Origin of the sequence: Enterobacter sp. Bisph1 (genome assembly GCF_000814905.1) — a bacterium.
Classification (GTDB): Bacteria; Pseudomonadota; Gammaproteobacteria; order Enterobacterales; family Enterobacteriaceae; genus Kosakonia.
This window is the reverse complement of record NZ_JXAG01000054.1, coordinates 53,056-78,659: the sequence shown is the minus strand read 5'-3', so window position 1 is coordinate 78,659 and position 25,604 is coordinate 53,056. Positions and strand designations below refer to the sequence as shown.

Here is a 25,604-nt window from a genome sequence, read left to right as displayed (position 1 = left end):
CTAATTTTTTGCCCTTACAAGAGCCTTTTTTTCATTTAATTTTAGTGGTTTACGATGTGTCGGGCTTTGGCGACACAATACTTTCATTGCTAAATAAATTGCCGCTGAGCGACGAAAAATACCACGCAGCTGAAACGCTTCATTTCCGCTTGAATAATAAGGCTAATTTTTGAATCAGATCACAATTTACGCAAAAGATGCAGGCGTTGTGCTGCTAAGAGATCGTTCAGCAGGAGAAAGAAAATGGATGAACGTGCAGCCAAAACGACGCCTTATGCGGGTTGACAATTTTTCTATTATGCAAATATATGTCTATACAACCCATGACAAGTGAAGCCGATGACTGACATTACCTCTGCCGATCGTATCTGGCGCAACGCGCGCCTTGCCACAATGGATCCCGCCCAACCCCAGCCTTACGGCCTGCTTGAAGCCCACGCGCTTATTGTGCGTGACGGGCGCATTCGTGCCGTGGTGCCGGAGAGTGAACTGCCCGCTAATGTACTCAACTGCGAGGATCTCGGCGGGCGGTTGATAACGCCCGGGTTAATCGACTGCCACACGCATTTGATCTTTGGCGGCAACCGCGCGCAGGAGTGGGAACGCAGGCTTAACGGTGTTTCTTACCAGCAAATCAGCGCCGAGGGCGGCGGGATTAATTCCACCGTACTTGCCACGCGTAACAGCAGCGAAGCAGAGTTGCTGCACAGCGCGCAACAGCGCCTGCAGCGGTTGATCAATGAAGGCGTAACGACCCTTGAGATCAAATCCGGCTACGGGCTGGATTTGGCAACTGAAGAGAAGATGCTGCGCGTGGCGGGGGAGCTGGCGCAAACGGCGCAGGTGGAAATCAGCCGTACCTTACTGGCGGCACATGCCACGCCGCCGGAGTACAAAGAGCGTAGCGATGAGTACATCACGCTGGTCTGCGACACCATCCTGCCTGAATTGTGGCAAAAAGGTGTGTTCGAAGCGGTGGATGTGTTTTGCGAAAATGTCGGCTTTAGCCCGGCGCAAACCGAGCGTGTGTTCCTGGCCGCACGGGCGTCAGGCATTCCGGTCAAAGGCCACGTTGAACAGCTTTCATCCCTCGGCGGCGCGGAGTTAGTGAGCCGTTATCACGGGCTGTCCGCCGATCATATCGAATATTTAGACGCCGCTGGTGTTGAAGCGATGGCGGCGAGCGGTACGGTGGCGGTGCTGCTTCCCGGCGCATTCTATTTTCTGAATGAAACGCAAAAGCCGCCGGTGGAACAGCTTCGCGAGCACCATGTACCGATGGCGATTGCCACCGACTACAACCCCGGCACCAGCCCGTTTGCCAGCCTGCATCTGGCAATGAACATGGCCTGCGTGAAGTTCGGCCTGACGCCGGAAGAGGCCTGGGCAGGCGTAACCCGCCATGCCGCACAAGCGCTGGGGCGTCAACAGACCCACGGCCAGCTTGCGCCAGGTTTTGTCGCTGATTTTATTGTCTGGGATGCGCAGCATCCGGTAGAAATGGTCTATGAACCGGGGCGCAATCCGCTTTACCAGCGTATTTTTCGCGGGGAGGTGAGCGCATGAATCTTTGGCATCCCGTTGATCCGTCAGTCTGGCAAGGGCGTGATGACAGCGCCGAAGCGGCCAATGCCCTGCGCCTCTTCCAGACTATTAGCCAGCCCGGTGAAATTTCCGTGCAGTCGCAGCGCGGCAAGATTGCCTTGTTGGGCTTTGAGTGCGACGAAGGGGTAAAACGTAATCAGGGGCGGCCCGGCGCGGCGCAGGGGCCGGATATGCTGCGTAAAGCGCTGGCGGGAATGGCCAGCCACAAAGGCCATGACCAACTGGTTGATCTGGGCAATATCCGCGCCGAGCCGGATCGGCTGGAAGAGGCGCAGCAGGCTTTGCACGATACGGTGCTGGCGTGCCAGCAGGCGCGAATGCGTACGCTGGTGTTTGGCGGCGGACATGAAACGGCCTTTGCGCACGGCTCGGCGATTCTGGATGCGTTTCCCGGTGAGCAAATCGGCATTATCAATCTCGATGCCCATCTCGATCTTCGCCACGCTTCCCGTGCAAGCTCAGGTACGCCGTTTCGCCAGTTGGCGTTACATTGCGAGGCGCAGCAGCGCGAATTTCACTATACCTGCATCGGCGCAAGCCCGGCGGCCAACACCCAGGCCCTGTGGGACGAAGCCGCTCGGCGAAACGTGACGGTGATTGAGGATCTGGCGGTGTTAAACGCCTATGAAGAACAGGTAATGCCGGAGATCGCGCGCCATATTGCCCGCTTCGACCGTCTCTATTTGACTATCGATCTCGACGTTATGCCGTCCTGGGAAATGCCCGCAGTATCGGCTCCCGCCGCGCTGGGGGTTCCGCTGGCAGTGATATTACGTATTGTCCAGCCTCTCTGTCGCAGCGGTAAACTGCAGGCGGTCGATCTGGTGGAATTTAACCCGCTATTTGACCCGCAGGGCGCGGGCGCAAAAGTCGCAGCGCGGCTGGCGTGGCAGATTGCACACTGGTGGCAACATTAAAGGCTGCTGTAAATTCACGGTATACTCGCCGCCCAATGCTTTACTTAATTATAAGGAACATTCGCGCTATGTTTTCGCCTCGTCCCCGTTCGGTATCTGCCGGTACGCCGGTGCCGTTTTATGAAAAAGTGAAGCAGGCTATCAGTGAGAAAATCTACGACGGCAGCTGGCGGCCACACGATCGCATCCCTTCGGAGGCCGAGCTGGTGGCGCAGTTTGGCTTTAGCCGCATGACCATTAACCGTGCGGTGCGTGAGCTCACCGATGAAGGCTTGCTGGTGCGCCTGCAGGGCGTCGGCACGTTTGTGGCCGAGCCGAAAGGACAGTCGGCGCTGTTTGAAATCCGCAGCATTGCCGATGAGATTACCGCTCGCCATCATCAGCACCGCTGCGAGGTGTTACTCCTCGAAGAGAGAAGGGCGGATTTTACTCAGGCCGCAGCGCTGGAAGTGGAAGAGGGCACGCCCATTTTTCATTCGCGGATGGTGCATTTCGAAAACGACATCCCGGTGCAGATTGAAGATCGCAGCGTCAACGCCGCTGTCGTGCCAGACTATTTGCAACAGGATTACACCCGCACTACGCCGCACGCCTATTTATCGCTGATTGCGCCGCTTACCGAAGGGGAGCATATCGTCGAAGCCGTGCGCGCCTCGGCTGAGGAGTGCCGGTTGCTCCACATTGATGAGCACGATCCGTGCCTGCTGATTCGCCGCCGTACCTGGTCCACTTCCCACATCGTCTCTCACGCCAGCCTGCTTTTCCCCGGCCACCGCTACCGCTTACAGGGCCATTTCGGCTCCTGATCTCCGGCGTCAGTAAAAGCGTGATTGCTGACGCACTATTATAAAATTGTATCATTTTTGTTAAATCTTGCCTTGCGCGTAATTGTATAGACAAGTATATGTGTTTACCTGATAAGGTCATTTCCCAGGAGACACCGCCATGCCGCACACCCTCAACCGTCAGCAAATCGTCCGTGCCCCCCGAGGCACAACGCTGAATGCGAAGAGCTGGCTTACCGAAGCGCCGTTACGCATGCTGATGAATAACCTCGATCCCGATGTGGCTGAAAACCCGAACGCGCTGGTGGTCTATGGCGGCATTGGCCGCGCGGCGCGCGACTGGGAGTGTTTCGACGCCATCGTTGCGGCGCTGAAAGTTTTAGAGCATGACGAAACGTTGCTGGTGCAGTCCGGCAAGCCGGTTGGGGTATTTAAAACCCACGATAATGCGCCGCGTGTCCTGATCGCCAACTCCAACCTGGTGCCGCACTGGGCGACCTGGGAGCACTTTAACGAGCTGGATGCCAAAGGGCTGGCGATGTACGGCCAGATGACTGCGGGCAGCTGGATCTATATCGGCAGCCAGGGGATTGTGCAGGGCACTTATGAAACCTTTGTTGAAGCGGGTCGCCAACATTACAACGGTAACCTGCAAGGGCGCTGGGTATTAACCGCTGGTCTCGGCGGCATGGGCGGCGCACAGCCGCTGGCGGCAACACTGGCGGGTGCCTGCTCGCTGAATATTGAGTGCCAGCAAAGCCGCATCGATTTTCGTCTGCGCACGCGCTATGTCGATGAACAGGCCAGCTCGTTGGACGACGCGCTGGCGCGCATTAAGAAATATACCGCCGCCGGTCAGGCCGTTTCGATTGCCTTGTGCGGCAACGCCGCTGAAGTATTACCAGAACTGGTGAAGCGCGGCGTGCGCCCGGATCTGGTCACCGACCAGACCAGCGCCCACGATCCTCTCAACGGCTACCTGCCCAAAGGCTGGACGTGGGAAGAGTACCGGCAAAAAGCAGCGTCCGATCCGCAAGGCACGGTGCTGGCGGCGAAGCGCAGTATGGCGGAGCACGTCAGCGCCATGCTGGCGTTCAGTGAAGCCGGGATCCCGACCTTTGATTACGGCAATAATATTCGCCAGATGGCGAAAGAGACGGGTGTCGACAACGCGTTTGATTTCCCCGGTTTTGTCCCGGCCTATATCCGCCCCTTGTTCTGCCGCGGTATTGGTCCGTTCCGTTGGGTGGCGCTTTCTGGCGATCCGCAGGATATCTACAAAACCGATGCCAAAGTGAAAGAGCTGATCGCGGATCACAAATCTCTGCACCGCTGGCTTGATATGGCCCGTGAGCGCATCAGTTTCCAGGGCTTGCCCGCACGTATCTGCTGGGTCGGTCTCGAATGGCGGCAAAAACTGGGGCTGGCGTTTAACGAAATGGTGCGCACGGGCGAAGTCTCTGCGCCAATCGTCATTGGCCGCGATCACCTGGATTCTGGCTCCGTCGCCAGCCCGAACCGTGAAACGGAAGCGATGCGCGACGGCTCCGATGCGGTTTCCGACTGGCCGCTGCTGAACGCGCTGCTTAATACTGCCAGCGGCGCGACCTGGGTTTCACTGCACCACGGCGGCGGCGTTGGGATGGGCTTTTCCCAGCACGCGGGCATGGTGATTGTCTGTGATGGAACCGATGAAGCCGCGGCGCGTATCGCCCGCGTGCTGCACAACGATCCGGCAACCGGCGTTATGCGCCATGCGGATGCCGGGTATGAAATCGCGATTGAGTGCGCCGCTGAGCAGGGCCTCAATCTTCCTATGGTTGCCGCAACGCAGGGACATCGCAACGCATGAACACCTTAACCCTTACTCCTGGAAAACTGACCCTGGCGCAGCTACGCGACATCTATAGCCAGCCTGTGCATTTGACGCTGGATGACAGCGCATTTGCCGCGGTTAACGAAAGCGTTGCCTGCGTCAACGAAATTATGACGCAAGGGCGCACGGCCTACGGTATCAACACGGGTTTCGGCCTGCTGGCGCAAACGCGTATTGCGACGGAAGACCTGGAGAATTTACAACGTTCGCTGGTGCTGTCCCATGCGGCGGGCGTCGGCGCACCGCTGGATGATGCGCTGGTTCGCTTAATGATGGTATTAAAAATTAACAGCCTGGCGCGCGGTTTCTCCGGTATTCGCTTACAGGTAATCCAGATGCTGGTGGAAATGGTCAATGCGGGCGTTTATCCGTGGATCCCGGCAAAAGGTTCGGTAGGCGCATCGGGGGATTTAGCCCCGCTGGCGCATATGTCGCTGACGCTGCTTGGCGAAGGAAAAGCGCGCTGGCAGGGAGAATGGCTGCCGTCAACGCAGGCGCTGGAGAAGGCCGGTCTGCAGCCGATAACCCTGGCGGCGAAAGAGGGGCTGGCGCTGCTTAACGGTACGCAAACCTCTACCGCTTTCGCCTTACGTGGCCTGTTTGAAGCGGAAGATCTGTTTGCTTCAGCAGTGGTGTGCGGTGCGCTCACTACCGAAGCGGCGCTCGGCTCTCGCCGTCCCTTCGATGCGCGTATTCATCTTGCTCGCGGTCAGCGCGGGCAGATCGACGCGGCGGCGCTTTATCGCCATGTGCTGACGGAGGACAGCGCCATTGCCCAATCGCACCACAACTGCAATAAAGTGCAGGATCCTTACTCCCTGCGCTGCCAGCCGCAGGTGATGGGCGCGTGCCTGACACAGTTGCGCTTTGCCGCTGAGGTGCTGTTAACCGAAGCCAATGCGGTCTCTGATAATCCGCTGGTTTTCGCCGCCGAAAACGAGGTGATCTCCGGCGGGAACTTCCATGCAGAGCCGGTGGCGATGGCCGCCGATAATATTGCGCTGGCGATTGCCGAGATTGGATCCCTTGCCGAACGCCGTATCGCCCTATTAATGGATAGCCATATGTCGCAGCTGCCGCCATTCCTCGTGAAAAATGGCGGTGTTAATTCCGGCTTTATGATTGCCCAGGTTACCGCTGCGGCGCTGGCCAGTGAAAACAAAGCGCTGGCGCATCCCCATAGCGTTGACAGCTTGCCGACCTCGGCAAACCAGGAAGATCATGTTTCGATGGCGCCCGCTGCGGGCCGCCGCCTGTGGGAGATGGCCTCTAACACCCGCGGCGTGATTGCCGTCGAGTGGCTGGCCGCCTGCCAGGGCCTGGATATGCGCGAAGGATTACGCTCCAGCCCGCTGCTGGAGCAGGCGCGCAGCCTGCTGCGCGAGCAGGTACCGCATTATGATAAAGACCGCTATTTTGCGCCGGATATTGAATGTGCGATCGATCTCCTGGCCCGGCGTTCCTTAGCGCCGCTGCTGCCTGCGGTTTTGTGATTAAACGCTAATTACGCGTGACCAGGGTGTTGGCTGGTCACGTGCTCCTTATGACCACATCTTTGATGTAGTTATCCTTCACTAGCTTGTCGTATTCGCTGTGATTACGATTTCCGCTACGTCTCTACTCATTTCTATGTTTTAAATCAACGCTATACTGCGACTAATAAATAATTTGCCGGTTGTGTTAATTAGCAAAATATTTCACTGCACAAAGAAGATTCTGTGACACCTTAACTCTGGATGGCAGAGCAAATACCCGGTTTGAATTAAACGAAAATTCTTAATTATTTATTAAACGAAGAATTAAGATCTATTTATTTGATATTTTTTCAAATATTAATCTATTATCTCGGCCGTGAAATACCCAACTTGCTGGCATTTAGCTAACGGCAGCGCAGTCGAAAGGGATGATTGTTAGCACCCCTGGAAGCAACGTCGTATAGATTTCACAGTTGGATTCAGCGGATTTATGTATGCGGCGGTAGGGAGCTATATCATCCAGTGCTGGCAACTGTTTGATTTAAAAATTCGCCATCATCCACCCATGCTGCTTCGGGTGGTATTTATCCTGATCGGTTTATCTGGCTGGCTGAAAACCTGGGAGCCTTATTGGGTGTATGGCAATATCCGAATCAAATAGGCGCATGGGCGACGGTGCATGTCGGCAAATGGGGGCCTGGTCGCGGTTAGTGATGATGACCTTTACGATTACGTTATTTCTCAAGAATATCAAAAAGCGCATTCATATTGCGCAGTAAGTAGAAGGGGAGAATAAGCCACTATCAAACAGAAGTGACATTTTTTAATAATACGCAGTCTCTATTTCGCATAAACACGACTTTGAAAGGGATAGCAAAATGGCAATACCAGGTATGGAACACATATCATCAAATGATAACGTGATATTTAACGTTACGCCAAAATATAAGCTTTACAGCATCGGTGCCATTCTAATCGCCACGCTTTTCGGTTCTGTGCTGGCCGCAGGGTATTTAATTACCTGTAATTATCGACGCTTGGGTGAAAATGCCGCTGCTAAAAAAACTTTTATATTCGCTGCTGGCGTTGATTGTTAATATTATTGCATCTCGCTACTGTTTGTTTTCATGGATACCGTAGCGCCGGGCGCGTTATGAGAAATGTGAAGTGAAGGGGAATAAACCCTGGATCAGGCTTGCGGAAAGTGAGACCGGATTGCAGGTGAAATGTACTGGTGTCCCCTGCAGGAATCGAACCTGCAACTAGCCCTTAGGAGGGGCTCGTTATATCCATTTAACTAAGGGGACAGTGACGACGACGGTATGAAGATTTCCGCATTGGCTCCTATGCTACCGTAACTTTCCGTGATGCTTCAAGTTTTTAGTTCTTTAACTTTCCTGTTTGTTCGTTTGTGGTACGAAATTATCGCTTTGTTCACTTGCCATTGCGTACAGAATGTTAAAATGGTTGTGTACAGGAGTGATACCAAACTGCAAAGCATTAGCGGTAAACCCTATACCGGACCGGCAGAAATAATGGACGCAGAGGGTCTTAGTGCGCGTGTAACGCCAACAGGAACCGTAACATTTCAGTATCGTTATCGTTGGAATGGAACGCCCGTTCGTCTTACGATCGGGCGCTATCCGGCACTATCACTTAAAGAAGCCAGAGTGATGGTTGGCGCTATGCGCGCAATGTACAGTGAGGGGGTTAACCCCAAAATTATTTTGCCCATGAAGATGGCATACTGACGCTCAAAGAATGCCTGGATCTCTGGTGGCATACGTATGTCATGGGGCTAAAAAAATAACACAGACGCTTTACAAATCACTTGGATATAACACGATGTATACACTGTTTGAAAATTATCCGGTGGCGAACATTCAACTATTAGCGTGGGCTCGTTTTTTGACAAACAAGAAAGTCTGAATAAGAAAAAGCACGTGTTCTCCTCCTGCAGCTACGCTCTGTGATGAACTGGTGTATCAGTCGTCATCTACTCTCATCATGCGAGATTTTCAAACTCAATGTAAAAAACATTGGTAAAAAGCCCGAGGCGGGAAGCAGGGTGCTAACTTACACCGAACTGGCAAAAGTATGGCTGGCACAGAAAAATAATAAAATCGTTTCGTCTAATAACGTGCTTCACCAACTGTTATTACTCTGGGGCGTTCGTCTTTCAGAATTGCGTCTTGCTACGGTTTGAAAGTTTAACCAGTGCTGAATATACTTTTGAATATGAGATGGCGACTAATAAAGAAAAATCCAGCTTATCAGGTTTAAAAAAGAGGGGGCCTGCTAAGCCGGATGGATGAAACGAAAGCTGACAGACCGACAAGTGTTGATCTCAGAAGAAATCAGTGGCGCTGAAAGGGTGCCAGCGCCGCTTTTACTATTGTTTGATGATTTTTTGAAACGGCCTATAAAAAAGCAGATTCACAGCTTTTTTCACCTTAACCTTAGGAGAGCGGTTTGAATAAATAGCTTTCCAGGCCGCTGCTTTCTCTTCTTGTGTCTTTTTGTCGCTTCGATTACCGATGGTAGTGACACTCTCATACATACTATTTGTGCTGATATATTCAGGGATAACGCCAAATAATCGGATAAAACCGAACTCTATAAAAGTTTGCCACTGATCCGCTACACACCAAACAGGGAATAGCTTATCAAGGAGAAGGCGTGCTGCGGGTTTGTTTATAATATATGCATGGGAAAAAGCGGCATTGTAAACTTCATGAACCGCATGGCCATTAGATAAATTAAAAATCGTTTTGTCATTATAATGGTTGACGTGAGATAGCAAATAAACGCATGGAGTGTTTTTAGGAATGGTATTTTCTATCTCTTTAATAAACTGAGAAATATCGTCCGGCAAGAATATATCATCTTCAAGTACTAATGCGCAGTCATCATCGGAATCCGTTAAAGCTTTATAAACTGTCAAATGGCTTAGGGAACAGCCAATTTCTCCAGGCGTGACTGCGTAGCTGTGCTCTTTCCTTAAAATTGAGAGCAAGCCGGCAGGAAGGATTCTTCCGTCCACGGCCGGAATAAACTCATAGCGAAGCCCTGAGTTTTTAACCTGGGACTCCATTGATTCTCGCCGATCTTCAGCACTCTCCAGGTTGATGATGTAGGCCTTCATTTATTATTACCTTCTTCTTTCTGACCACAAACTACGCAGGAAAGTATGATTGTTGTAGAGAAAATCACTATTAACTCGATAGAAGTTAATAAAACATCTGTAGCACCATATAACAATATAGATACAGTAGATATGCCTACAGGTCCAATAATAGACGGTTGGCTTACTTTAAAGATAAGCATATAGAAAAAAGAGGCTAGCACAAGTATTCCAAAAATGCCAAATATTGATGCGTACTGAATAAATTCATTATGCAGGTGAATTTGTAAATACTCAGTTGCAGCAGATTGTTCTTTATTATCCTGTAAATAATGAATAATGCTATTATTGCGTTGTACTTCACTCTGACCAAAGGGGGAGTCGCTAAAAGTAATTAACCCCAGCTTCCACATACTGAACCTTACGCCCAGTGAAGTATTGACATTTCCAAGATTGTATTGCGTTATGTCCTGCATGGTAGAATCATATCGCGTTATTAGAATATTTGAATTGGCGACCATCACTACAATCAATGATAAGAAAGAGATAGTTAATACTTTTAGACTAAGAACTTTGTCTTTATACATCCATGTAAGCAGCAAAAATAACCCAAGCACAGGATGAATAAACATGGCTGCACGCGTCTGAGTCAGGAAAATAACATACGTTGAAACACCGAGGATAATAGATTGGAGTATATACTTATGCTTCTTTTTATATGTGAGCGCAATCAAAGAAGAAAAAGATAATGTAAAGGCGCTATACGCATATGCTGTTAACGTTGCCCTGTTAATCCCAAGTAAAATACGCTCGTCACTCGTCAGGCCTTGAATGATGCCAAATATACTTGCAGCGATAAAAGCTAAAGCCATTATGGATATTATTACTTTCGAGCTGGAGAGTAGTTTTAATTTCGTCTTTATATTTAAAATGTACAAGGCAATAGCCGCTGCAACTAACCATCTTTTTCCTGGGGTAAATAAGAGTTCAGAAGTGTCATTGGAAAAGTGTTTAGACAATACGGACCAGCCTAAGAAAAGGCACGTTAGAGATAAAAATACCAGGCTAATATTTTTCTGAGTAAGAGCTAGCTTGATTGTTAAAGCGTTAAACAATAATCCAATTAGCGATGAATAACCGCACCAATAAAATAAAACACGTGCTGTTTTTTCATGAATGAATGCTGTTGGTAGTACTAACAATAACAGTGTGAATGTTATCATATATAGTGCTTTGTTCACTACTTGCACTGGATGCGAACTGGTCATGTATATGCGTATCCTTTTTTACATCAAAATGAATTACTGTTTATTTGTTAATATTGGCACCAAGTTCTCGCATCTTATCGACAACTTTTTCGAGCTCTTCTTCGCTTAAGGCTAATTGTGCAGCTATAAAAAAGAGCATGTGCATTCCCATCACCCTTGGCGATTCACCACCCGTATATTTCCTCCAGTGGTTGCTGCCAGCCAGACCGGCCAGATCTGCCATTTGTGCGCCAGTCCGACCGAGAAATTCTTTCAATTGTGCAAGGTATTCTGGTGATGGTGGTGTGTAATCTTCAATCAATGGCATAACGCACCCGTTAGAAAAAACGATAAGTTTATTTGTCTGAATATGTTTCAGAAGAACCCTTGTACTGGCTGCTACAGCATCGATTATGCCGGATGCCCCATCATCGCATACCAGGCTAATTCCCGGTTACGCGTCGAAGTATCAGCTCTCAGCCTGACAATTTATGCATTAACTTTTGTTAATTATGTCAGGAGGATTTCGCTGGCGTTCAACGTTCTTCCTTGCGGGATGCACGGGTCTCAAATGATTATTTATCCGATGAATGAATGCTAGCCCTTTTGGGGCTTTTTTGTCAATTTAATCATATCTTGCCGGCTTCCGTTTTTAGCCTGAGTAGATCCAAGGAATGGGCGACAGCTAAAACCGGCCATATGACACTGGGCACAATGCGTACTGTTGCGATCCGAAGGCTTTAGGGCGAGTGAAACATCACCGCTACCGAAAAATACCGCTACTAAAAGCGTTAAGCTCCCGGACCGCCAGATGATTAATCTCTCACCGTTTATGCCTCATTTTCTTCGCTATCGCGCTGCCGGGCTTGCTCATCGGCGCGCGCCTTTGCTTCAGCTTTGCGCGCGTTGATCATATCGTTGCGGATTTGCGCGTGGCTGAGCAGGGCGAAAATAAAGGTACCGCCGCAGATATTCCCGGCAAGCGTCGGCAGGGCGAAAGGCCAGATAAACTCGCTCCAGTGCAGCGTACCGTTAAACACCAGATAGAAGATCTCAACCGCGCCCACCACAATATGGGTGGTATCCGCCAACGCGATAAGCCAGGTCATTAAAATGATCACCACGATTTTTGCCGAGCCCGCCGACGGGAACATCCAGACCATGGTGGCGATAATCCAGCCGGAAATAATAGCGTTGGAAAACATCTCCAGCGGCGTATTTTTCATCACATCCATACCGATTTTAACAAAGGCGTCGCGGGTCTGTTCATCGAAGATAGGCATATACTCGAACGCCCACGCGGCAATGGCCGTACCGACCAGATTACCCAGCAGTACCACGCTCCATAAGCGCATTAACAGGCCGGTGTTAACCCAACTGGGTTTTTGCATCACCGGCAGCACGGCGGTAACGGTATTCTCGGTAAACAGCTGCTGGCGCGCCATAATGACAATGATAAAGCCGAAGGTATAACCGAGGTTCTCCAGCAGGAATCCGCCGGGAATGCCGTCGAGTTGCACATGGAAAATCCCTTTTGCCAGCAGCGACGCACCCATTGATAAGCCAGCGGCAATAGCCGACCAGAACAGCGCCATGGCGTCGCGCTCGAGTTCTTTTTCACCGTCCTGACGAATATGTTCATGGATTGCCATCGCTCGCGAGGGCAGGCGCTCCTCATCAAGCTCAATCTTCTTGCCACTCTTCTTCTCGTCGCTCTCTACCTGTATGTCATCGCTGTGTTTGTCGATTTTCTCTTCCTGAAGGTTGTCCACGATGGCCTCGCTATTCTCTCTATCTATTGGCAACAAAATTTAAGCGTAGCGGGTTTCGTCCTGGCACCGGGACGGCATCGTCTGAAATTGGCGTAAAAGCAACAAAGGCAATACGATTTCCCTGAAGAGTGTTTAAAATAGTAAATTAGTCTTATAAGCGTGTTGGGTGCGGCTCAACGACATTCAGTCGTTGAGTAGATATCTGAATACCCACTGAAACAACGCGTCGCACATTACCTGCGCAAGCCGTTTAACGCCAGTGCGTTATTCAGAAAGGCATGTAGCGATGACCATTTTCTCCAGGGAGACACCTATGAAATTTCGCCTGTCAGCGCTTGCGCTGGCAACTACTGTGCTGGTCGGTTGTGCCAGTTCCGGTCAGGATCCGCAGGGACGTTCAGACCCGCTGGAAGGATTCAACCGCACCATGTACAACTTCAACTTCAACGTGCTGGATCCGTATGTTCTTAGACCCGTTGCGGTGGCCTGGCGTGATTATGTGCCGCAGCCAGCGCGCAATGGTCTGAGCAATTTCACCAGCAACCTTGAAGAGCCGGCGACCATGGTGAATTTCTTTTTAAAAGGCGATCCCTACCAGGGGATGGTGCATTTTACCCGCTTCTTCCTGAACTCCCTGCTCGGGATGGGCGGTTTGATGGATGTCGCCGGTGCGGCGAACCCGAAACTGCAGCGCGTTGAACCGCACCGTTTCGGTAGTACGCTGGGGCATTACGGCATCGGCTACGGTCCGTATGTCCAGTTGCCGTTCTATGGCAGCTTCACCCTGCGTGAAGACGGGGGCGATATGGCGGATACGCTCTATCCGGTGCTTTCATGGCTGACATGGCCGCTGTCGGTAGGTAAATGGACGGTAGAAGGGATTGAAACGCGCGCGCAGCTACTCGATTCCGATGGTCTGCTGCGCCAGTCTTCCGACCCGTACATACTGGTGCGTGAAGCCTACTTCCAGCGCCACGACTTTATTGCCAACGGCGGCAAGCTCAAGCCGCAGGAGAACCCGAACGCGCAGGCGATCGAGGGCGATTTAAAAGATATCGATGCGCAATAAGCGCTACCAATAAAAAAGGTGAGCCAGTTGCGCTCACCTTTTTTTATGCCTGATGGGTTATCAGAAGGCGTAGTTAAAGTTCACGCCATACAGCCATGCACGTCCTACAGACTCGAAGCTATACGGGCCTTCGGAGAACTTCACTTTCTGGCCATGCATATAAGAGACGCCAGCATCAACAGAGGCATCTTTATTAAAGGCATAGGTCGCACCGGTGCTCAGCCACAGGCGATCCTGATCCGGGATAGAGATGGAGCGTTTGTCTGCCGGAACCGGGCTGTCATCGTAGGCGATACCGGCGCGGAAGGTCCAGTTATCATCCATGTAATAAGTGGTACCCAGCGCGATGCGGTAAGCATCTTTAAAGCTTTCATCTTTATAGAACAGTGTCTGGCCATTGTTACCGGTGGCTTTCAGCTCCTGGAACTGGCTCCAGCTGGTGTACGTCAGGCTATAGTGAACCGCCCATTGTGGGTCAACGCGGTTATAACCTGAGACTTCCCACATTTCCGGCAGGTGCAGGGAGAGGGAACCATTGGTGGTCGCTCCGCCTGTACCATACGGCAAGCCCAGACCCAGCGCTGCGTTGATCGGATTCAGCGTAGCAGGCAGGCTGCTCTTATAATCGCCATCGAAGTCGACTTTGACTTCAGAGCGGTAGGTAAACCCGTAGCGGTTGTTTTTATCCAGCTCATACAGGATGCCGGCGTTCCAGCCAAAGCCCCACTCATCGCCTTTCAAATGAGCAATTTGTGTATCACGACCGATGCGACCCGCTTGAGAGGCAAGACCGGCGGCTTGCTGCGCGGTTAGCTGTCCAGATTGCACCAGGCCTGGCAGACCGGCACCAATGATTTGCGGCAGATCGCCCGCATAGCGTTCCACTTTCGCCCGTGCGTATACGGCGTCAAAGCCGAGGCCGAAGCTCCAGTGGTTATCCAGACGGTACGCGCCGCTCAGGTTGAGGTTCAGCGTTTCGAGATCGGTTTTACCGCCCATTGAGCCGGCTGCGTAGCTGTCGTTAAACTCCGTCGCCAGACCGTAGTTGGAGGTGACGGACGCGCCCCAGCCAAACTGCTCGTTGATCGGCGCGACAAAGTGCAGGTTTGGCACCCATGCCGTCGGGGCAATATTGTCCTGGCTGGCATTGTTGCCAATAACAGAACGGCCCTTCACGTTAACATCGGGATCGACAAATACCGCACCACCCGAGAAGGTGGGGCGATCGAACATGGTGATAAGGGCAGGGTTGCGGCTGACGTTGCCCGCGTCATCAGCCATTGCGCCTTCACCGGAATAAGCCCGGCCAAGGCCAGAAGCTGAAAACTCATTGAGTTGAAAGCCTGCGGACCAGGCCTGGGTAGAGACGATTGCCACTGCGACTGCCAGAGCAGACTTGGTAAACCGGGTTTTCTGGCTCATGACCATAACCTCATTCGAAATCGATTTATTTTTATTCAAAATTTGTTACGCACCGTAACAGGAGCGCGAAGTGTAGGGTCTGAGGTACTTCTCACAAATCAGACCAGTGGCGGAAGTATAGGTCCGACCAGCGCAAATGTTGCAAGTATGTATATAAGATTTTACCAATGTGATCTTCGAAACGGGATCTGCCCAGCAAAATTGCCCCCGGTGTTAATCAGCCGATTAGATCATTTTTGTTTTAGATCATTTTTAAGTGTGATTTCGGTCACTTAACGCCGCAGGCTGGATTAACGACTGGAGCCCGAATCAGTCGGGGAGTAAAATATGTACAACGTTTATCTGGCACCTTGGGTGCGAATTCAGAGGAAATTTTCAATGAGTAAATGCAGTGCTGATGAAACCCCGGTTTGCTGCTGTATGGATGTTGGTACCATTATGGACAACTCCGACTGCACCGCCTCCTATAGCCGCGTTTTCGCTGACCGTCGCGACGCGGACGAAACCCTGGCCGCGCTGAGCGCCAGAGCGCGTGGCGTAGAGTCCGATCCCTGCAAAATCACCCCGACCTTTACTGAAGTGGCCGACGGTGTGCGCCTGGATATCGATTTTGTTTTCGCCTGCGAAGCGGAAACCCTGATTTTCCAGCTCGGTCTGCGTTAAGTGTCCCGCCAACGCTCCCAATCTTTGGGAGCGTTTTGTTTAACAAACTCTGTGCCTTAGCTCCCATTTCTTTCCCCCTCCCATTGGCGAAATGTAAAAAATTGGTTAAGACTGTTATCAGGTCAGACCACTTAAAGTATTACGCTGTTAACAGGGGAGTGTTATGAAGGCATTACCGCTCGTCACCCGCCAGGGCGACCGCATTGCCATTGTCAGTGGGTTACGTACCCCGTTTGCCCGACAGGCTACCGTTTTTCACGGCGTTCCGGCCATCGATCTCGGCAAGATGGTTGTAGGAGAGATGCTGGCGCGTAGCGAAATTCCCCCCGACGTGATTGAACAACTGGTCTTTGGCCAGGTGGTTCAAATGCCTGAAGCGCCCAATATCGCCCGCGAAATCGTGCTCGGTACCGGCATGAGCGTCCATACCGACGCCTATAGCGTCAGCCGCGCTTGTGCGACCAGCTTCCAGGCGGTAGCCAACGTCACCGAAAGCCTGCTGGCGGGCACCATCCGCGCCGGTATCGCCGGTGGTGCAGACTCCTCTTCAGTACTGCCGATAGGCGTCAGTAAAAAACTGGCGCGAACGCTGGTGGATGCCAACAAAGCGCGCAGCATGGGACAGAAACTGCAGCTTTTCTCGCGCCTGCGTCTGCGCGATCTGCTCCCCGTGCCTCCGGCGGTCGCTGAATATTCGACCGGCCTGCGCATGGGCGATACCGCTGAACAGATGGCGAAAACCTACGCTATCAGCCGCGAACAACAGGATGCGCTGGCGCATCGTTCACATCAGCTCGCCGCGCAGGCCTGGACGGAAGGCAAACTGGCGGACGAAGTGATGACCGCCTACGCGCCGCCGTTTCGCGATCCCGTTGAGAAAGACAATAACGTACGCACCAACTCAAGCCTGGCGGATTACGCAAAGCTGCGCCCGGCCTTCGATCGTAAACACGGGACGGTAACCGCCGCTAACAGTACGCCGCTGACGGATGGCGCAGCGGCAGTAATTCTGATGACGGAATCGCGCGCTAAAGAGCTGGGGCTGGTGCCATTGGGCTACCTGCGCAGCTACGCCTTTACCGCCATCGGCGTGCGTGAAGATATGCTGCTCGGCCCGGCGTGGTCGACACCGCTGGCGCTGGAGCGAGCCGGATTAACGCTGGCTGATATAACCCTTTTTGATATGCATGAAGCCTTTGCCGCGCAAACTTTAAGTAACCTGAAATTGATGGCCAGCGATCGCTTTGCCCGCGAAGTGCTTGGGCGCGCGCAAGCCACGGGTGAAGTGGATGAGAGTAAATTCAATGTGCTCGGTGGCTCTATAGCGTACGGGCATCCATTTGCCGCAACAGGTGCGCGCATGATCACCCAAACTCTGCATGAGCTGCGACGTCGCGGCGGCGGTTTTGGACTGGTAACGGCCTGTGCCGCAGGCGGTTTGGGTGCGGCAATGGTTCTGGAGGCAGAATAATGACCACAACATCGGCATTTACTCTCCACGTCCGTCCCGACAATGTGGCGGTGGTGAACATTGATGTTCCGCATGAGAAGATGAATACCCTGAAGGCCGAGTTCGCCACGGAGGTTCGCGGGATTTTAAAACAGATCCGTGACAATAAAACGCTGCGTGGCGTGGTGTTTATTTCGGCCAAGCCGGACAACTTTATTGCCGGGGCGGATATCAATATGATTGCCCGCTGCCAGACGGCGAAAGAAGCGGAAGAACTTGCCCGCCAGGGTCAGCAGTTGATGGCGGAAATCCATGCATTATCGATCCCGGTGATTGCTGCAATCCATGGCCCTTGCCTCGGCGGTGGTCTGGAGCTGGCGCTGGCGTGCCATCTGCGAATCTGTACCGACGACAGCAAAACGGTGCTTGGGCTGCCGGAAGTGCAGTTGGGCTTGCTGCCCGGTTCTGGCGGAACGCAGCGTTTGCCGCGCCTGATTGGTGTGAGTACCGCGCTGGAGATGATCCTCACCGGTAAACAGTTACGTCCGCGCCAGGCATTAAAAGTGGGGCTGGTGGATGATGTGGTTCCCCAATCCATTTTGCTGCAAGCCGCGGTGGATCTGGTTGCCAAAGGTCGCCCTGTGGCGCGACAGCTGCCGGTGCGCGAGCGTATTCTTGCCGGGCCTCTTGGCCGCAGGCTGCTGTTCCGCATGGTGGCGAAGAAAACCGAGCAGAAAACCCAGGGGAATTATCCTGCCGCTTCGCGCATTTTGTCGGTCATCGAAACCGGTCTTACGCAGGGGCGCAGCAGCGGTTACGACGCGGAAGCGCGCGCCTTTGGTCAACTGGCGATGACGCCGCAGTCCCAGGCGCTGCGCCATCTCTTCTTTACCAGTACCGATATTAAAAAAGATCCCGGCAGCAGCGTTGAACCCGCTCCGCTGAAGGGGATTGGTGTGCTGGGCGGTGGGCTAATGGGCGGCGGCATTGCGTTTGTCACCGCCAGCAAAGCCGGTTTACCGGTGCGCATTAAAGATATCAGCGCCAAAGGCATTAACCATGCGCTGCAGTACAGCTGGCAGCAGCTCGACAAGAAAGTGCGTCGCCGCCACCTAAAAGCCGCCGAGCGCGACGGCCAGATGGCGAAAATCTCCGGCTCGCTCGATTATCGTGGCTTTGCCCATCGCGATCTGGTGATTGAAGCGGTATTTGAAGATCTGGCGCTGAAGCAGAAGATGGTTGGCGAAATCGAAGCCCACTGCGCGCCGCACACTATTTTTGCCTCCAATACCTCATCCTTGCCCATCGGCGATATTGCTGCCAACGCGGCGCGCCCGGAAAAAGTAATTGGTTTACATTATTTCAGCCCGGTGGAGAAAATGCCGCTGGTTGAAGTTATTCCCCACGCCGGAACCGATGAGCAGACGATTGCCACTACCGTGAAGCTGGCGAAAAAGCAGGGCAAAACGCCGATCGTGGTGGCTGATAAAGCCGGGTTTTACGTCAACCGTATTCTCGCGCCCTATATCAATGAAGCCATGCGTCTGCTGAACGAAGGGCAGCGCATTGAAACTATCGATCGGGCGCTGGTGAAATTCGGTTTCCCGGTAGGCCCCATCCAGCTATTGGACGAAGTTGGGATCGATACCGGCACCAAAATTATCCCGGTACTGGAAGCTGCCTGGGGCGAGCGATTTAGCGCGCCTGTAAGCGTTGTGAATGCAATCTTGAATGACGATCGCAAAGGGAGAAAAAATGAGCGGGGTTTCTATCTTTACCCGGCGAAAGGGCGTAAAAGCAACAAACAGCCGGACCCTTCCATCTATCGCTTAATTGGTGTTTCCGAAGGTCCCCAGCTCGCGCAGCAGCAGATCGCCGAACGATGTGTAATGCTGATGCTTAACGAAGCCGCCCGCTGTTTTGACGAACAGGTCATTCGCAGCGCGCGCGATGGTGATATCGGCGCCGTGTTTGGCATCGGTTTTCCGCCGTTTTTGGGCGGGCCGTTCCATTATATGGACGCCCTCGGTATCGGTGAAGTGGTGGCGACGATGCAGCGCCTTCAGGCGCAGTACGGCGAACGTTTTGCCCCTTGCGAACCGCTGAAACGCATGGCGGAACAAGGCGTAACTTTTTGGCCAACTGAGAAACTGGACGTGTCAGTGAGTGTCTAAAAAAGTAATTCTGTTATCCCTCAGGGCCTTTACGGTTATTTAATAATCAGTGATTGACTATACTTGCGCCATTGAGGTAAAAAACAGCGTTTCATTCAACGAATGGATCAGGCACAATGCCCGGCCATTAATATTTTCCGATGTCGTGAAATGATTTTGCGGTGAAAGTATTAATGATTCTGGTTAACAAAAGCGGTGCAATATGCAAGTTTTTATCATGCGTCACGGCGACGCTGCCCTCGATGCAGCCAGCGACTCGGTTCGTCCCTTAACCCCTTGTGGCTGCGACGAAACCCGTCAAATGGCAACATGGTTGAAAGGTCAAAAAGTGGATATCGAACGTGTTCTGGTCAGCCCATTTTTACGTGCTGAACAGACGCTCGATAAGGTAGGGGAGTGTATGAACCTGCCTGATAACGTGGATGTTCTGCCAGAACTTACGCCCTGTGGCGATATTGGTCTTGTTAGTGCCTACCTGCAGGCGCTGGCAAATGAAGGTACTTCTGCCGTGCTGGTGATTTCCCACCTGCCGCTAGTGGGTTACCTGGTGTCCGAGCTCTGCCCGGGTGAAGCGCCGCCAATGTTCACCACCTCCGCCATCGCCAGCGTCACGCTGGAAGGAGACGGTAAAGGTGTCTTTAACTGGCAAATGAGTCCCTGCAATCTGAGGATGCCGAAAGCCATCTGAATCGCCGGACCATGAAAGATAAAGAGCCGCTTTAAGCGGCTCTTGTCGTTTCTGGCGGTTAAAGCAGTTCCGGCGGCTGCCACTCTTCTACTTCGATTAATACCAGGATCGCCGCGTCTCCGCCGTACTCTTTCGGTGCCTGATGAAACGCCATCACATGCGGATGCTGCGCCAGCCACAGCGGCGTTTGCTGCTTAAGGATATGCTTGCCGTGGCCGTGCATCACGCAGGCGCAAAACACATGCTCGCGTCGGCATGCGGCAATCAGCGCGCCCAGCTCTTGCTTCGCCTGCTGCTGGGTTAAACCATGCAGATCGAGAAACAGCTCCGGCGAATAATCGCCGCGGCGTAGCTTCTTCAGCTCAAAATGGCTGACATCTTCGCGCACATATTTCACCGGGCCTTCAGCGTTCAGCAACGGCTGGAATTCGTCGGAAAAATAGTGGCTGTTATCGGCTTGTTCCTGCAATAAGCGTTTTACCGGCACTTCTGTCACTTTTTTGCGTACCGGGCGATGAACCACAGTGTCCTGCTTCATCTGGCGCGTACCCGTCATTAACTGCCGGAACAGCGCCTGTTCCTCCTCGCTCAAGGATGGTTTCTTTTTCATCTGCGCATCTCATCTTCTCTTTCTGTTAGTGTACCCGACTCGTTATGCCCGCGGTGCAGCAAAATCGATTTTTCCCTCACGCAGAGGAGAGAGGATGCTGATTTATCGCCGCCTTCGTGGCAAACTAGCCGCCGAATTTAATGCGTGCATGCGCCTGGGGGATACCATGGATAAAATTTTCGTCGACGAAGCAGTGAACGAACTGCACACCATTCAGGACATGCTGCGCTGGGCGGTGAGCCGATTTAGCGCCGCGAATATTTGGTACGGCCACGGCACTGATAACCCGTGGGACGAAGCGGTGCAGCTGGTGTTGCCTACCCTCTATTTGCCCCTCGATATCCCCGAAGATATGCGTAGCGCGCGCCTGACCTCCAGTGAGCGCCACCGCATTGTTGAGCGAGTGATCCGCCGCGTTAACGAACGTATTCCGGTGGCTTATCTCACCAATAAAGCCTGGTTCTGCGGCCACGAATTCTATGTTGATGAGCGCGTGCTGGTGCCGCGTTCGCCGATTGGCGAGCTGATTAACAATCACTTCGCCGGGCTGATTGACCATCAGCCGCAGCATATCCTTGATATGTGTACCGGCAGCGGCTGTATCGCCATTGCCTGCGCGTACGCCTTCCCGGAAGCGGAAGTGGACGCCGTGGATATCTCTATGGATGCGCTGGCGGTGACCGAGCACAATATTGAACAGCACGGGCTTATCCATCAGGTTACGCCTATTCGTTCCGACGTTTTCCGCGACCTGCCGAAAGTACAGTACGATCTGATTGTCACCAACCCGCCATACGTTGATGAAGAAGATATGGCCGATCTGCCGTCGGAGTATCGCCACGAGCCGGAACTTGGCCTGGCTTCCGGCAGCGACGGGTTGAAGCTGACGCGACGCATTCTTGCCTGCGCGCCGGATTACCTCGCTGACCACGGCATCCTGATTTGTGAAGTGGGTAACAGCATGGTACATCTGATGGAACAATATCCCGACGTTCCGTTCACCTGGCTGGAGTTTGATAACGGTGGCGATGGCGTCTTTATGTTAACCAAAGCGCAGCTTATCGCCGCCCGCGAACACTTCAGCATTTACAAAGACTAAACGACGCTCAACATTAACAAAAACAAGGGAGCCGTGATGGCAGGCAACACAATTGGACAACTTTTTCGCGTAACCACTTTCGGCGAATCCCACGGCCCGGCGCTGGGCTGCATTGTTGACGGTGTGCCACCGGGCATTCCCCTGAGCGAAGCGGATTTGCAGCACGATCTTGATCGCCGTCGCCCCGGCACATCGCGCTATACCACCCAGCGCCGTGAACCTGATCAAGTGAAGATCCTTTCCGGCGTGTTTGAAGGCCTGACCACCGGCACCAGCATTGGCCTGCTGATTGAGAATACCGATCAGCGATCGCAGGATTACGGCGCGATTAAAGACGTGTTCCGTCCAGGGCATGCGGATTACACCTACGAACAAAAATATGGTCTGCGCGACTATCGCGGCGGCGGACGCTCGTCCGCCCGTGAAACGGCAATGCGCGTGGCGGCGGGGGCGATCGCTAAAAAATATCTGGCGCAGAAGTTCGGCATCACCATTCGTGGCTGCCTGACGCAAATGGGCGATATTCCGCTGGCGATCAAAGCCTGGGATCAGGTAGAGCAGAACCCGTTTTTCTGCCCGGATCCGGACAAAATCGAGGCGCTGGATGAGCTGATGCGCGGCCTGAAAAAAGAGGGCGACTCTATTGGCGCAAAAGTGACGGTGGTTGCCGATGGCGTACCAGCAGGTCTTGGCGAGCCGGTGTTTGACCGTCTCGATGCGGATATTGCCCATGCGCTGATGAGCATTAACGCGGTAAAAGGCGTCGAAATCGGCGACGGCTTTGAGGTGGTGAAACTGCGCGGCAGTGAAAATCGCGATGAAATCACCAAAGCGGGTTTCCTGAGCAATCACGCAGGCGGCATTTTGGGGGGCATCAGCAGCGGGCAGCAAATTGTCGCCAATATCGCGCTGAAACCGACCTCCAGCATCACCGTGCCGGGGCGGACTATCAACCGCTTTGGCGATGAAGTCGAGATGATCACCAAAGGGCGTCACGATCCCTGTGTCGGCATTCGCGCCGTGCCTATCGCGGAAGCGATGCTGGCAATTGTGCTGATGGATCACTTTCTGCGTCAGCGCGGACAAAACGCTGATGTGATAACCACTGTTCCACGCTGGTAATGATGAAAAGAACGGCAATTATGTTGTTTGCCCTACTGGCGAGCGCCGCGACCGTCGCGGCAACGCCGTGGCAAAAACTCACCCATCCCGTGGCGGGTCAGCCGCAATCTATTGGCGAATTTGCCAATGGCTGTATCGTTGGCGCTCATGCGCTGCCGCTGCAAGCGGATAATTATCAGGTAATGCGCACGGATCAACGACGCTATTTCGGCCATCCCGATCTGGTGCTATTTATCCAGCGCTTAAGTACTCAGGTGCACGACCTGGGGCTGGGCACGGTGCTGGTCGGCGATATGGGCATGCCCGCCGGTGGGCGCTTTAATGGCGGACACGCCAGCCATCAATCGGGTCTCGATGTCGACATTTTCCTGCAGTTGCCAAAAGCGCGCTGGAGCGCGGCACAGCTGTTAAAACCGCAGGCGCTGGATTTAGTTTCCCTCGATGGTAAACGGGTCGTGCCTGCGCTGTGGAAGCCGGAAATCAGCAGCATGATCAAGCTGGCGGCGGAAGATAACGATGTCACGCGTATCTTTGTCAACCCGGCCATTAAACAGCAGTTATGCCTCGATGCGGGCAACGATCGTGACTGGCTGCGTAAAGTCCGTCCGTGGTTCCAGCATCGTGCCCATATGCATGTGCGCCTGCGCTGCCCGGCCGATAGCCTTGAGTGTAAGGATCAACCGCTGCCGCCGCCGGGCGATGGTTGCGGGGCGGAATTACAAAGCTGGTTTGAACCGGCGAAACCGGGTAGCACCCCGCCTGAGAAAAAGACGCCGCCGCCATTGCCGCCGTCCTGTCAGGCTTTACTGGATGAACACGCGCTCTGATGGAACTCTTTCAACAACTTTTTACGGTGTCGCCGCTGCTGCTGGCGGTGCTTTTCTTTGTCGCGCTGTTAGCCGGATTTATTGATGCGCTGGCGGGCGGCGGTGGGCTATTAACGGTGCCGGCACTGCTGGCAGCGGGGATGACGCCAGCGCAGGCGCTGGCAACCAATAAACTGCAGGCCTGCGGCGGTTCTTTGTCGGCCTCGCTCTATTTTGTGCGGCGTAAAGTGGTCAATCTCGCCGACCAGAAACTCAATATCCTGATGACCTTTATCGGATCCACCAGCGGCGCGCTGCTGGTCCAGCATGTGCAATCCGAGGTGCTGCGCCAGATCCTGCCGATTCTGGTTATCTGTATTGGTCTCTACTTTTTATTAATGCCGCGTTTAGGCGAGGAAGATCGTCAGCGTCGTCTGTACGGGCTGCCTTTTGCCCTTATCGCCGGTGGCTGCGTTGGCTTTTACGACGGTTTTTTTGGTCCCGGCGCCGGTTCGTTTTATGCGCTGGCGTTTGTCACCCTTGCGGGGTTCAACCTGGCAAAATCCACCGCCCATGCCAAAGTATTGAACGCCACCTCGAACGTTGGCGGGCTGCTGCTGTTTATTATTGGCGGCAAAGTGGTATGGGGCACCGGCTTTGTTATGTTGGCCGGGCAATTTCTGGGCGCGCGCATGGGCTCGCGCCTGGTGCTCAGTAAAGGGCAAAAACTCATTAGGCCGATGATTGTGATTGTCTCGGCGGTAATGAGTGCGAAACTTCTCTATGACAGTCACGGCCAGGAGATCCTCCAGTTTCTGGGGGTGAACGTATGACGCACCACTACCAACAGTTAATTGATCTCTTCGACGGCTGCTTTGCCGACGATTTTAATACCCGTCTGATTAAAGGCGACGACGAACCGATCTATCTTCCTGCAGATGCGGACGCGCCTTTCAACCGCATTGTCTTTGCTCACGGTTTTTATGCCAGCGCGCTGCATGAGATTTCCCACTGGTGCATCGCCGGTGCCGAACGCCGCAAACTGGTAGATTTTGGCTACTGGTATTGCCCCGATGGCCGCGATGCGGCAACCCAGGGCAAATTCGAAGATGTCGAAGTCAAACCCCAGGCGTTTGACTGGTTGTTCTGCGTGGCGGCGGGTTTTCCGTTTAACGTCAGCTGTGACAACCTGGAAGGGGATGTTGAACCGGATCGCATCGTCTTTCAGCGCCGCGTTCATCAACAGGTGATGACCTACCTGGAGCAGGGGATCCCGGCGCGCCCGGCGCGTTTTATTAAAGCACTACAGGATTATTATCAGACGCCGCCTTTAGCGGCAGCACAGTTCCCGTGGCCGGAAGATTTTTAAGGCCATATTTTCTAAAGAGGAAGAGAGATGATCGCGGAGTTTGAATCACGCATTCTGGCGTTAATTGATAACATGGTGGACCACGCCAGTGATGATGAGCTGTTCGCGGGCGGTTATCTGCGCGGCCACCTGACGCTGGCGGTGGCGGAACTGGAAGGCGGCGATGACCATGCGCCGGAAACCCTGCACGGCAAAGTCACTACCAGCGTGCAAACCGCGATTCAGGCGGGAGAGCTATCGCCGCGCGATCAGGCGCTGGTGCTCGGCATGTGGGAAAACCTGTATCAGCAGGCAAAATCCCACTAAGTGGCCATTTCCCTCTCTGCTGGAG

22 protein-coding genes, 1 tRNA gene and 3 pseudogenes are annotated in these 25,604 nt (G+C 53.2%); 19 read left to right on the top strand and 7 right to left on the bottom strand.

What is annotated here, in order from left to right; genetic code table 11:
- Positions 1–247 precede the first annotated feature (247 nt).
- From hutI to RW65_RS21185, 7 genes and pseudogenes are all read left to right on the top strand, one after another.
- Positions 248–1,566, top strand: a pseudogene (gene hutI / locus RW65_RS21215) (imidazolonepropionase).
- Positions 1,563–2,522: a formimidoylglutamase gene (gene hutG / locus RW65_RS21210; RefSeq protein WP_039058841.1), complete on the top strand. Its 960-nt coding sequence runs from the start codon at positions 1,563–1,565 to the stop codon at positions 2,520–2,522. Before hutI ends, hutG begins: the two are co-directional and overlap by 4 nt.
- Before the next feature lie 68 nt (positions 2,523–2,590).
- Positions 2,591–3,328, top strand: a complete 738-nt coding sequence (locus tag RW65_RS21205; protein WP_039058839.1) for a histidine utilization repressor — start codon at positions 2,591–2,593, stop codon at positions 3,326–3,328.
- 139 nt (positions 3,329–3,467) lie between these two features.
- Positions 3,468–5,159, top strand: a complete 1,692-nt coding sequence (gene hutU / locus RW65_RS21200; protein ID WP_039058837.1) for a urocanate hydratase — start codon at positions 3,468–3,470, stop codon at positions 5,157–5,159.
- Entirely contained in the window at positions 5,156–6,676 is a 1,521-nt protein-coding gene (gene hutH / locus RW65_RS21195) for a histidine ammonia-lyase (protein WP_039058836.1), read from the top strand. The genes hutU and hutH overlap by 4 nt, the downstream gene beginning before the upstream one ends.
- A gap of 460 nt (positions 6,677–7,136) precedes the next feature.
- Positions 7,137–7,437 (top strand): annotated as a pseudogene (locus RW65_RS22500) (DUF817 family protein); the annotation flags it as partial.
- Positions 7,438–7,536: 99 nt separating this feature from the next.
- Positions 7,537–7,755, top strand: coding sequence for a hypothetical protein (locus RW65_RS21185; RefSeq protein WP_039058835.1), 219 nt, complete (start codon positions 7,537–7,539; stop codon positions 7,753–7,755).
- 135 nt (positions 7,756–7,890) lie between these two features.
- On the opposite strand, the gene RW65_RS21180 is transcribed toward RW65_RS21185, so the two are convergent.
- Positions 7,891–7,965 (bottom strand) — tRNA-Arg (locus RW65_RS21180).
- A 162-nt stretch (positions 7,966–8,127) separates the two neighbouring features.
- On the opposite strand from RW65_RS21180, the pseudogene RW65_RS23430 reads away from it, so the two are divergent.
- Positions 8,128–8,858 (top strand): annotated as a pseudogene (locus tag RW65_RS23430) (integrase arm-type DNA-binding domain-containing protein); the annotation flags it as partial.
- Positions 8,859–9,050: 192 nt separating this feature from the next.
- Here the strand turns inward: RW65_RS23430 and RW65_RS21170 are convergent.
- From RW65_RS21170 to RW65_RS21155, 4 genes are all read right to left on the bottom strand, one after another.
- Complete coding sequence (locus RW65_RS21170) at positions 9,051–9,803, bottom strand: glycosyltransferase family 25 protein (protein WP_039058833.1); 753 nt, start codon at positions 9,801–9,803, stop codon at positions 9,051–9,053.
- Positions 9,800–11,050: an O-antigen ligase family protein gene (locus tag RW65_RS21165; protein WP_052250355.1), complete on the bottom strand. Its 1,251-nt coding sequence runs from the start codon at positions 11,048–11,050 to the stop codon at positions 9,800–9,802. The genes RW65_RS21170 and RW65_RS21165 overlap by 4 nt, the downstream gene beginning before the upstream one ends.
- A gap of 40 nt (positions 11,051–11,090) precedes the next feature.
- Positions 11,091–11,357 (bottom strand): hypothetical protein, encoded by a 267-nt coding sequence (locus RW65_RS21160; RefSeq protein ID WP_039058831.1) that lies wholly within the window; start codon positions 11,355–11,357, stop codon positions 11,091–11,093.
- Between the two features lie 502 nt (positions 11,358–11,859).
- Positions 11,860–12,801: a formate/nitrite transporter family protein gene (locus RW65_RS21155; protein WP_039058830.1), complete on the bottom strand. Its 942-nt coding sequence runs from the start codon at positions 12,799–12,801 to the stop codon at positions 11,860–11,862.
- A 313-nt stretch (positions 12,802–13,114) separates the two neighbouring features.
- Here RW65_RS21155 and mlaA point away from each other — a divergent pair, with 313 nt between their 5' ends.
- Positions 13,115–13,870: a phospholipid-binding lipoprotein MlaA gene (mlaA, locus tag RW65_RS21150; RefSeq protein WP_039058829.1), complete on the top strand. Its 756-nt coding sequence runs from the start codon at positions 13,115–13,117 to the stop codon at positions 13,868–13,870.
- A 60-nt stretch (positions 13,871–13,930) separates the two neighbouring features.
- On the opposite strand, the gene fadL is transcribed toward mlaA, so the two are convergent.
- A complete protein-coding gene (gene fadL / locus RW65_RS21145; RefSeq protein WP_502685569.1) occupies positions 13,931–15,298 on the bottom strand; it encodes a long-chain fatty acid transporter FadL in 1,368 nt (455 codons plus the stop codon).
- 372 nt (positions 15,299–15,670) lie between these two features.
- Between fadL and RW65_RS21140 the strand changes: the two genes are divergently transcribed.
- The 4 genes from RW65_RS21140 to sixA all read left to right on the top strand — a co-directional run bounded on the left by RW65_RS21140 (position 15,671) and on the right by sixA (position 20,267).
- Entirely contained in the window at positions 15,671–15,955 is a 285-nt protein-coding gene (locus RW65_RS21140; RefSeq protein WP_039058827.1) for a YfcZ/YiiS family protein, read from the top strand.
- A 163-nt stretch (positions 15,956–16,118) separates the two neighbouring features.
- The gene (gene fadI, locus RW65_RS21135; protein WP_039058826.1) at positions 16,119–17,426 is read left to right on the top strand and encodes an acetyl-CoA C-acyltransferase FadI; all 1,308 of its coding nucleotides are present in this window, start codon (positions 16,119–16,121) and stop codon (positions 17,424–17,426) included.
- Entirely contained in the window at positions 17,426–19,579 is a 2,154-nt protein-coding gene (gene fadJ, locus RW65_RS21130) for a fatty acid oxidation complex subunit alpha FadJ (protein WP_039058824.1), read from the top strand. Before fadI ends, fadJ begins: the two co-directional genes overlap by 1 nt.
- A gap of 202 nt (positions 19,580–19,781) precedes the next feature.
- Positions 19,782–20,267 (top strand): phosphohistidine phosphatase SixA, encoded by a 486-nt coding sequence (gene sixA / locus RW65_RS21125; protein WP_039058823.1) that lies wholly within the window; start codon positions 19,782–19,784, stop codon positions 20,265–20,267.
- A gap of 58 nt (positions 20,268–20,325) precedes the next feature.
- Here the strand turns inward: sixA and smrB are convergent, their stop codons facing one another.
- A complete protein-coding gene (gene smrB, locus RW65_RS21120) occupies positions 20,326–20,877 on the bottom strand; it encodes an endonuclease SmrB (protein ID WP_039058822.1) in 552 nt (183 codons plus the stop codon).
- Between the two features lie 166 nt (positions 20,878–21,043).
- Here smrB and prmB point away from each other — a divergent pair, with 166 nt between their 5' ends.
- The 6 genes from prmB to RW65_RS21090 are packed head-to-tail and all read left to right on the top strand — an operon-like array spanning position 21,044 to position 25,579.
- The gene (gene prmB / locus RW65_RS21115) at positions 21,044–21,976 is read left to right on the top strand and encodes a 50S ribosomal protein L3 N(5)-glutamine methyltransferase (RefSeq protein ID WP_039058879.1); all 933 of its coding nucleotides are present in this window, start codon (positions 21,044–21,046) and stop codon (positions 21,974–21,976) included.
- Between the two features lie 36 nt (positions 21,977–22,012).
- On the top strand, positions 22,013–23,098 hold the full coding sequence (gene aroC / locus RW65_RS21110; RefSeq protein ID WP_039058820.1) for a chorismate synthase: 1,086 nt from the start codon (positions 22,013–22,015) through the stop codon (positions 23,096–23,098).
- Positions 23,099–23,100: 2 nt separating this feature from the next.
- Positions 23,101–23,925 carry a penicillin-insensitive murein endopeptidase gene (gene mepA, locus RW65_RS21105; protein ID WP_039058819.1) on the top strand — a complete coding sequence of 275 codons (825 nt, stop codon included), beginning with the start codon at positions 23,101–23,103 and terminating at the stop codon, positions 23,923–23,925.
- On the top strand, positions 23,925–24,737 hold the full coding sequence (locus RW65_RS21100) for a sulfite exporter TauE/SafE family protein (RefSeq protein WP_039058818.1): 813 nt from the start codon (positions 23,925–23,927) through the stop codon (positions 24,735–24,737). The genes mepA and RW65_RS21100 overlap by 1 nt, the downstream gene beginning before the upstream one ends.
- Positions 24,734–25,273: an elongation factor P hydroxylase gene (locus RW65_RS21095; RefSeq protein WP_039058817.1), complete on the top strand. Its 540-nt coding sequence runs from the start codon at positions 24,734–24,736 to the stop codon at positions 25,271–25,273. Before RW65_RS21100 ends, RW65_RS21095 begins: the two co-directional genes overlap by 4 nt.
- Before the next feature lie 27 nt (positions 25,274–25,300).
- The gene (locus RW65_RS21090; RefSeq protein WP_039058815.1) at positions 25,301–25,579 is read left to right on the top strand and encodes a YfcL family protein; all 279 of its coding nucleotides are present in this window, start codon (positions 25,301–25,303) and stop codon (positions 25,577–25,579) included.
- The last annotated feature ends 25 nt before the right edge of the window (positions 25,580–25,604 follow it).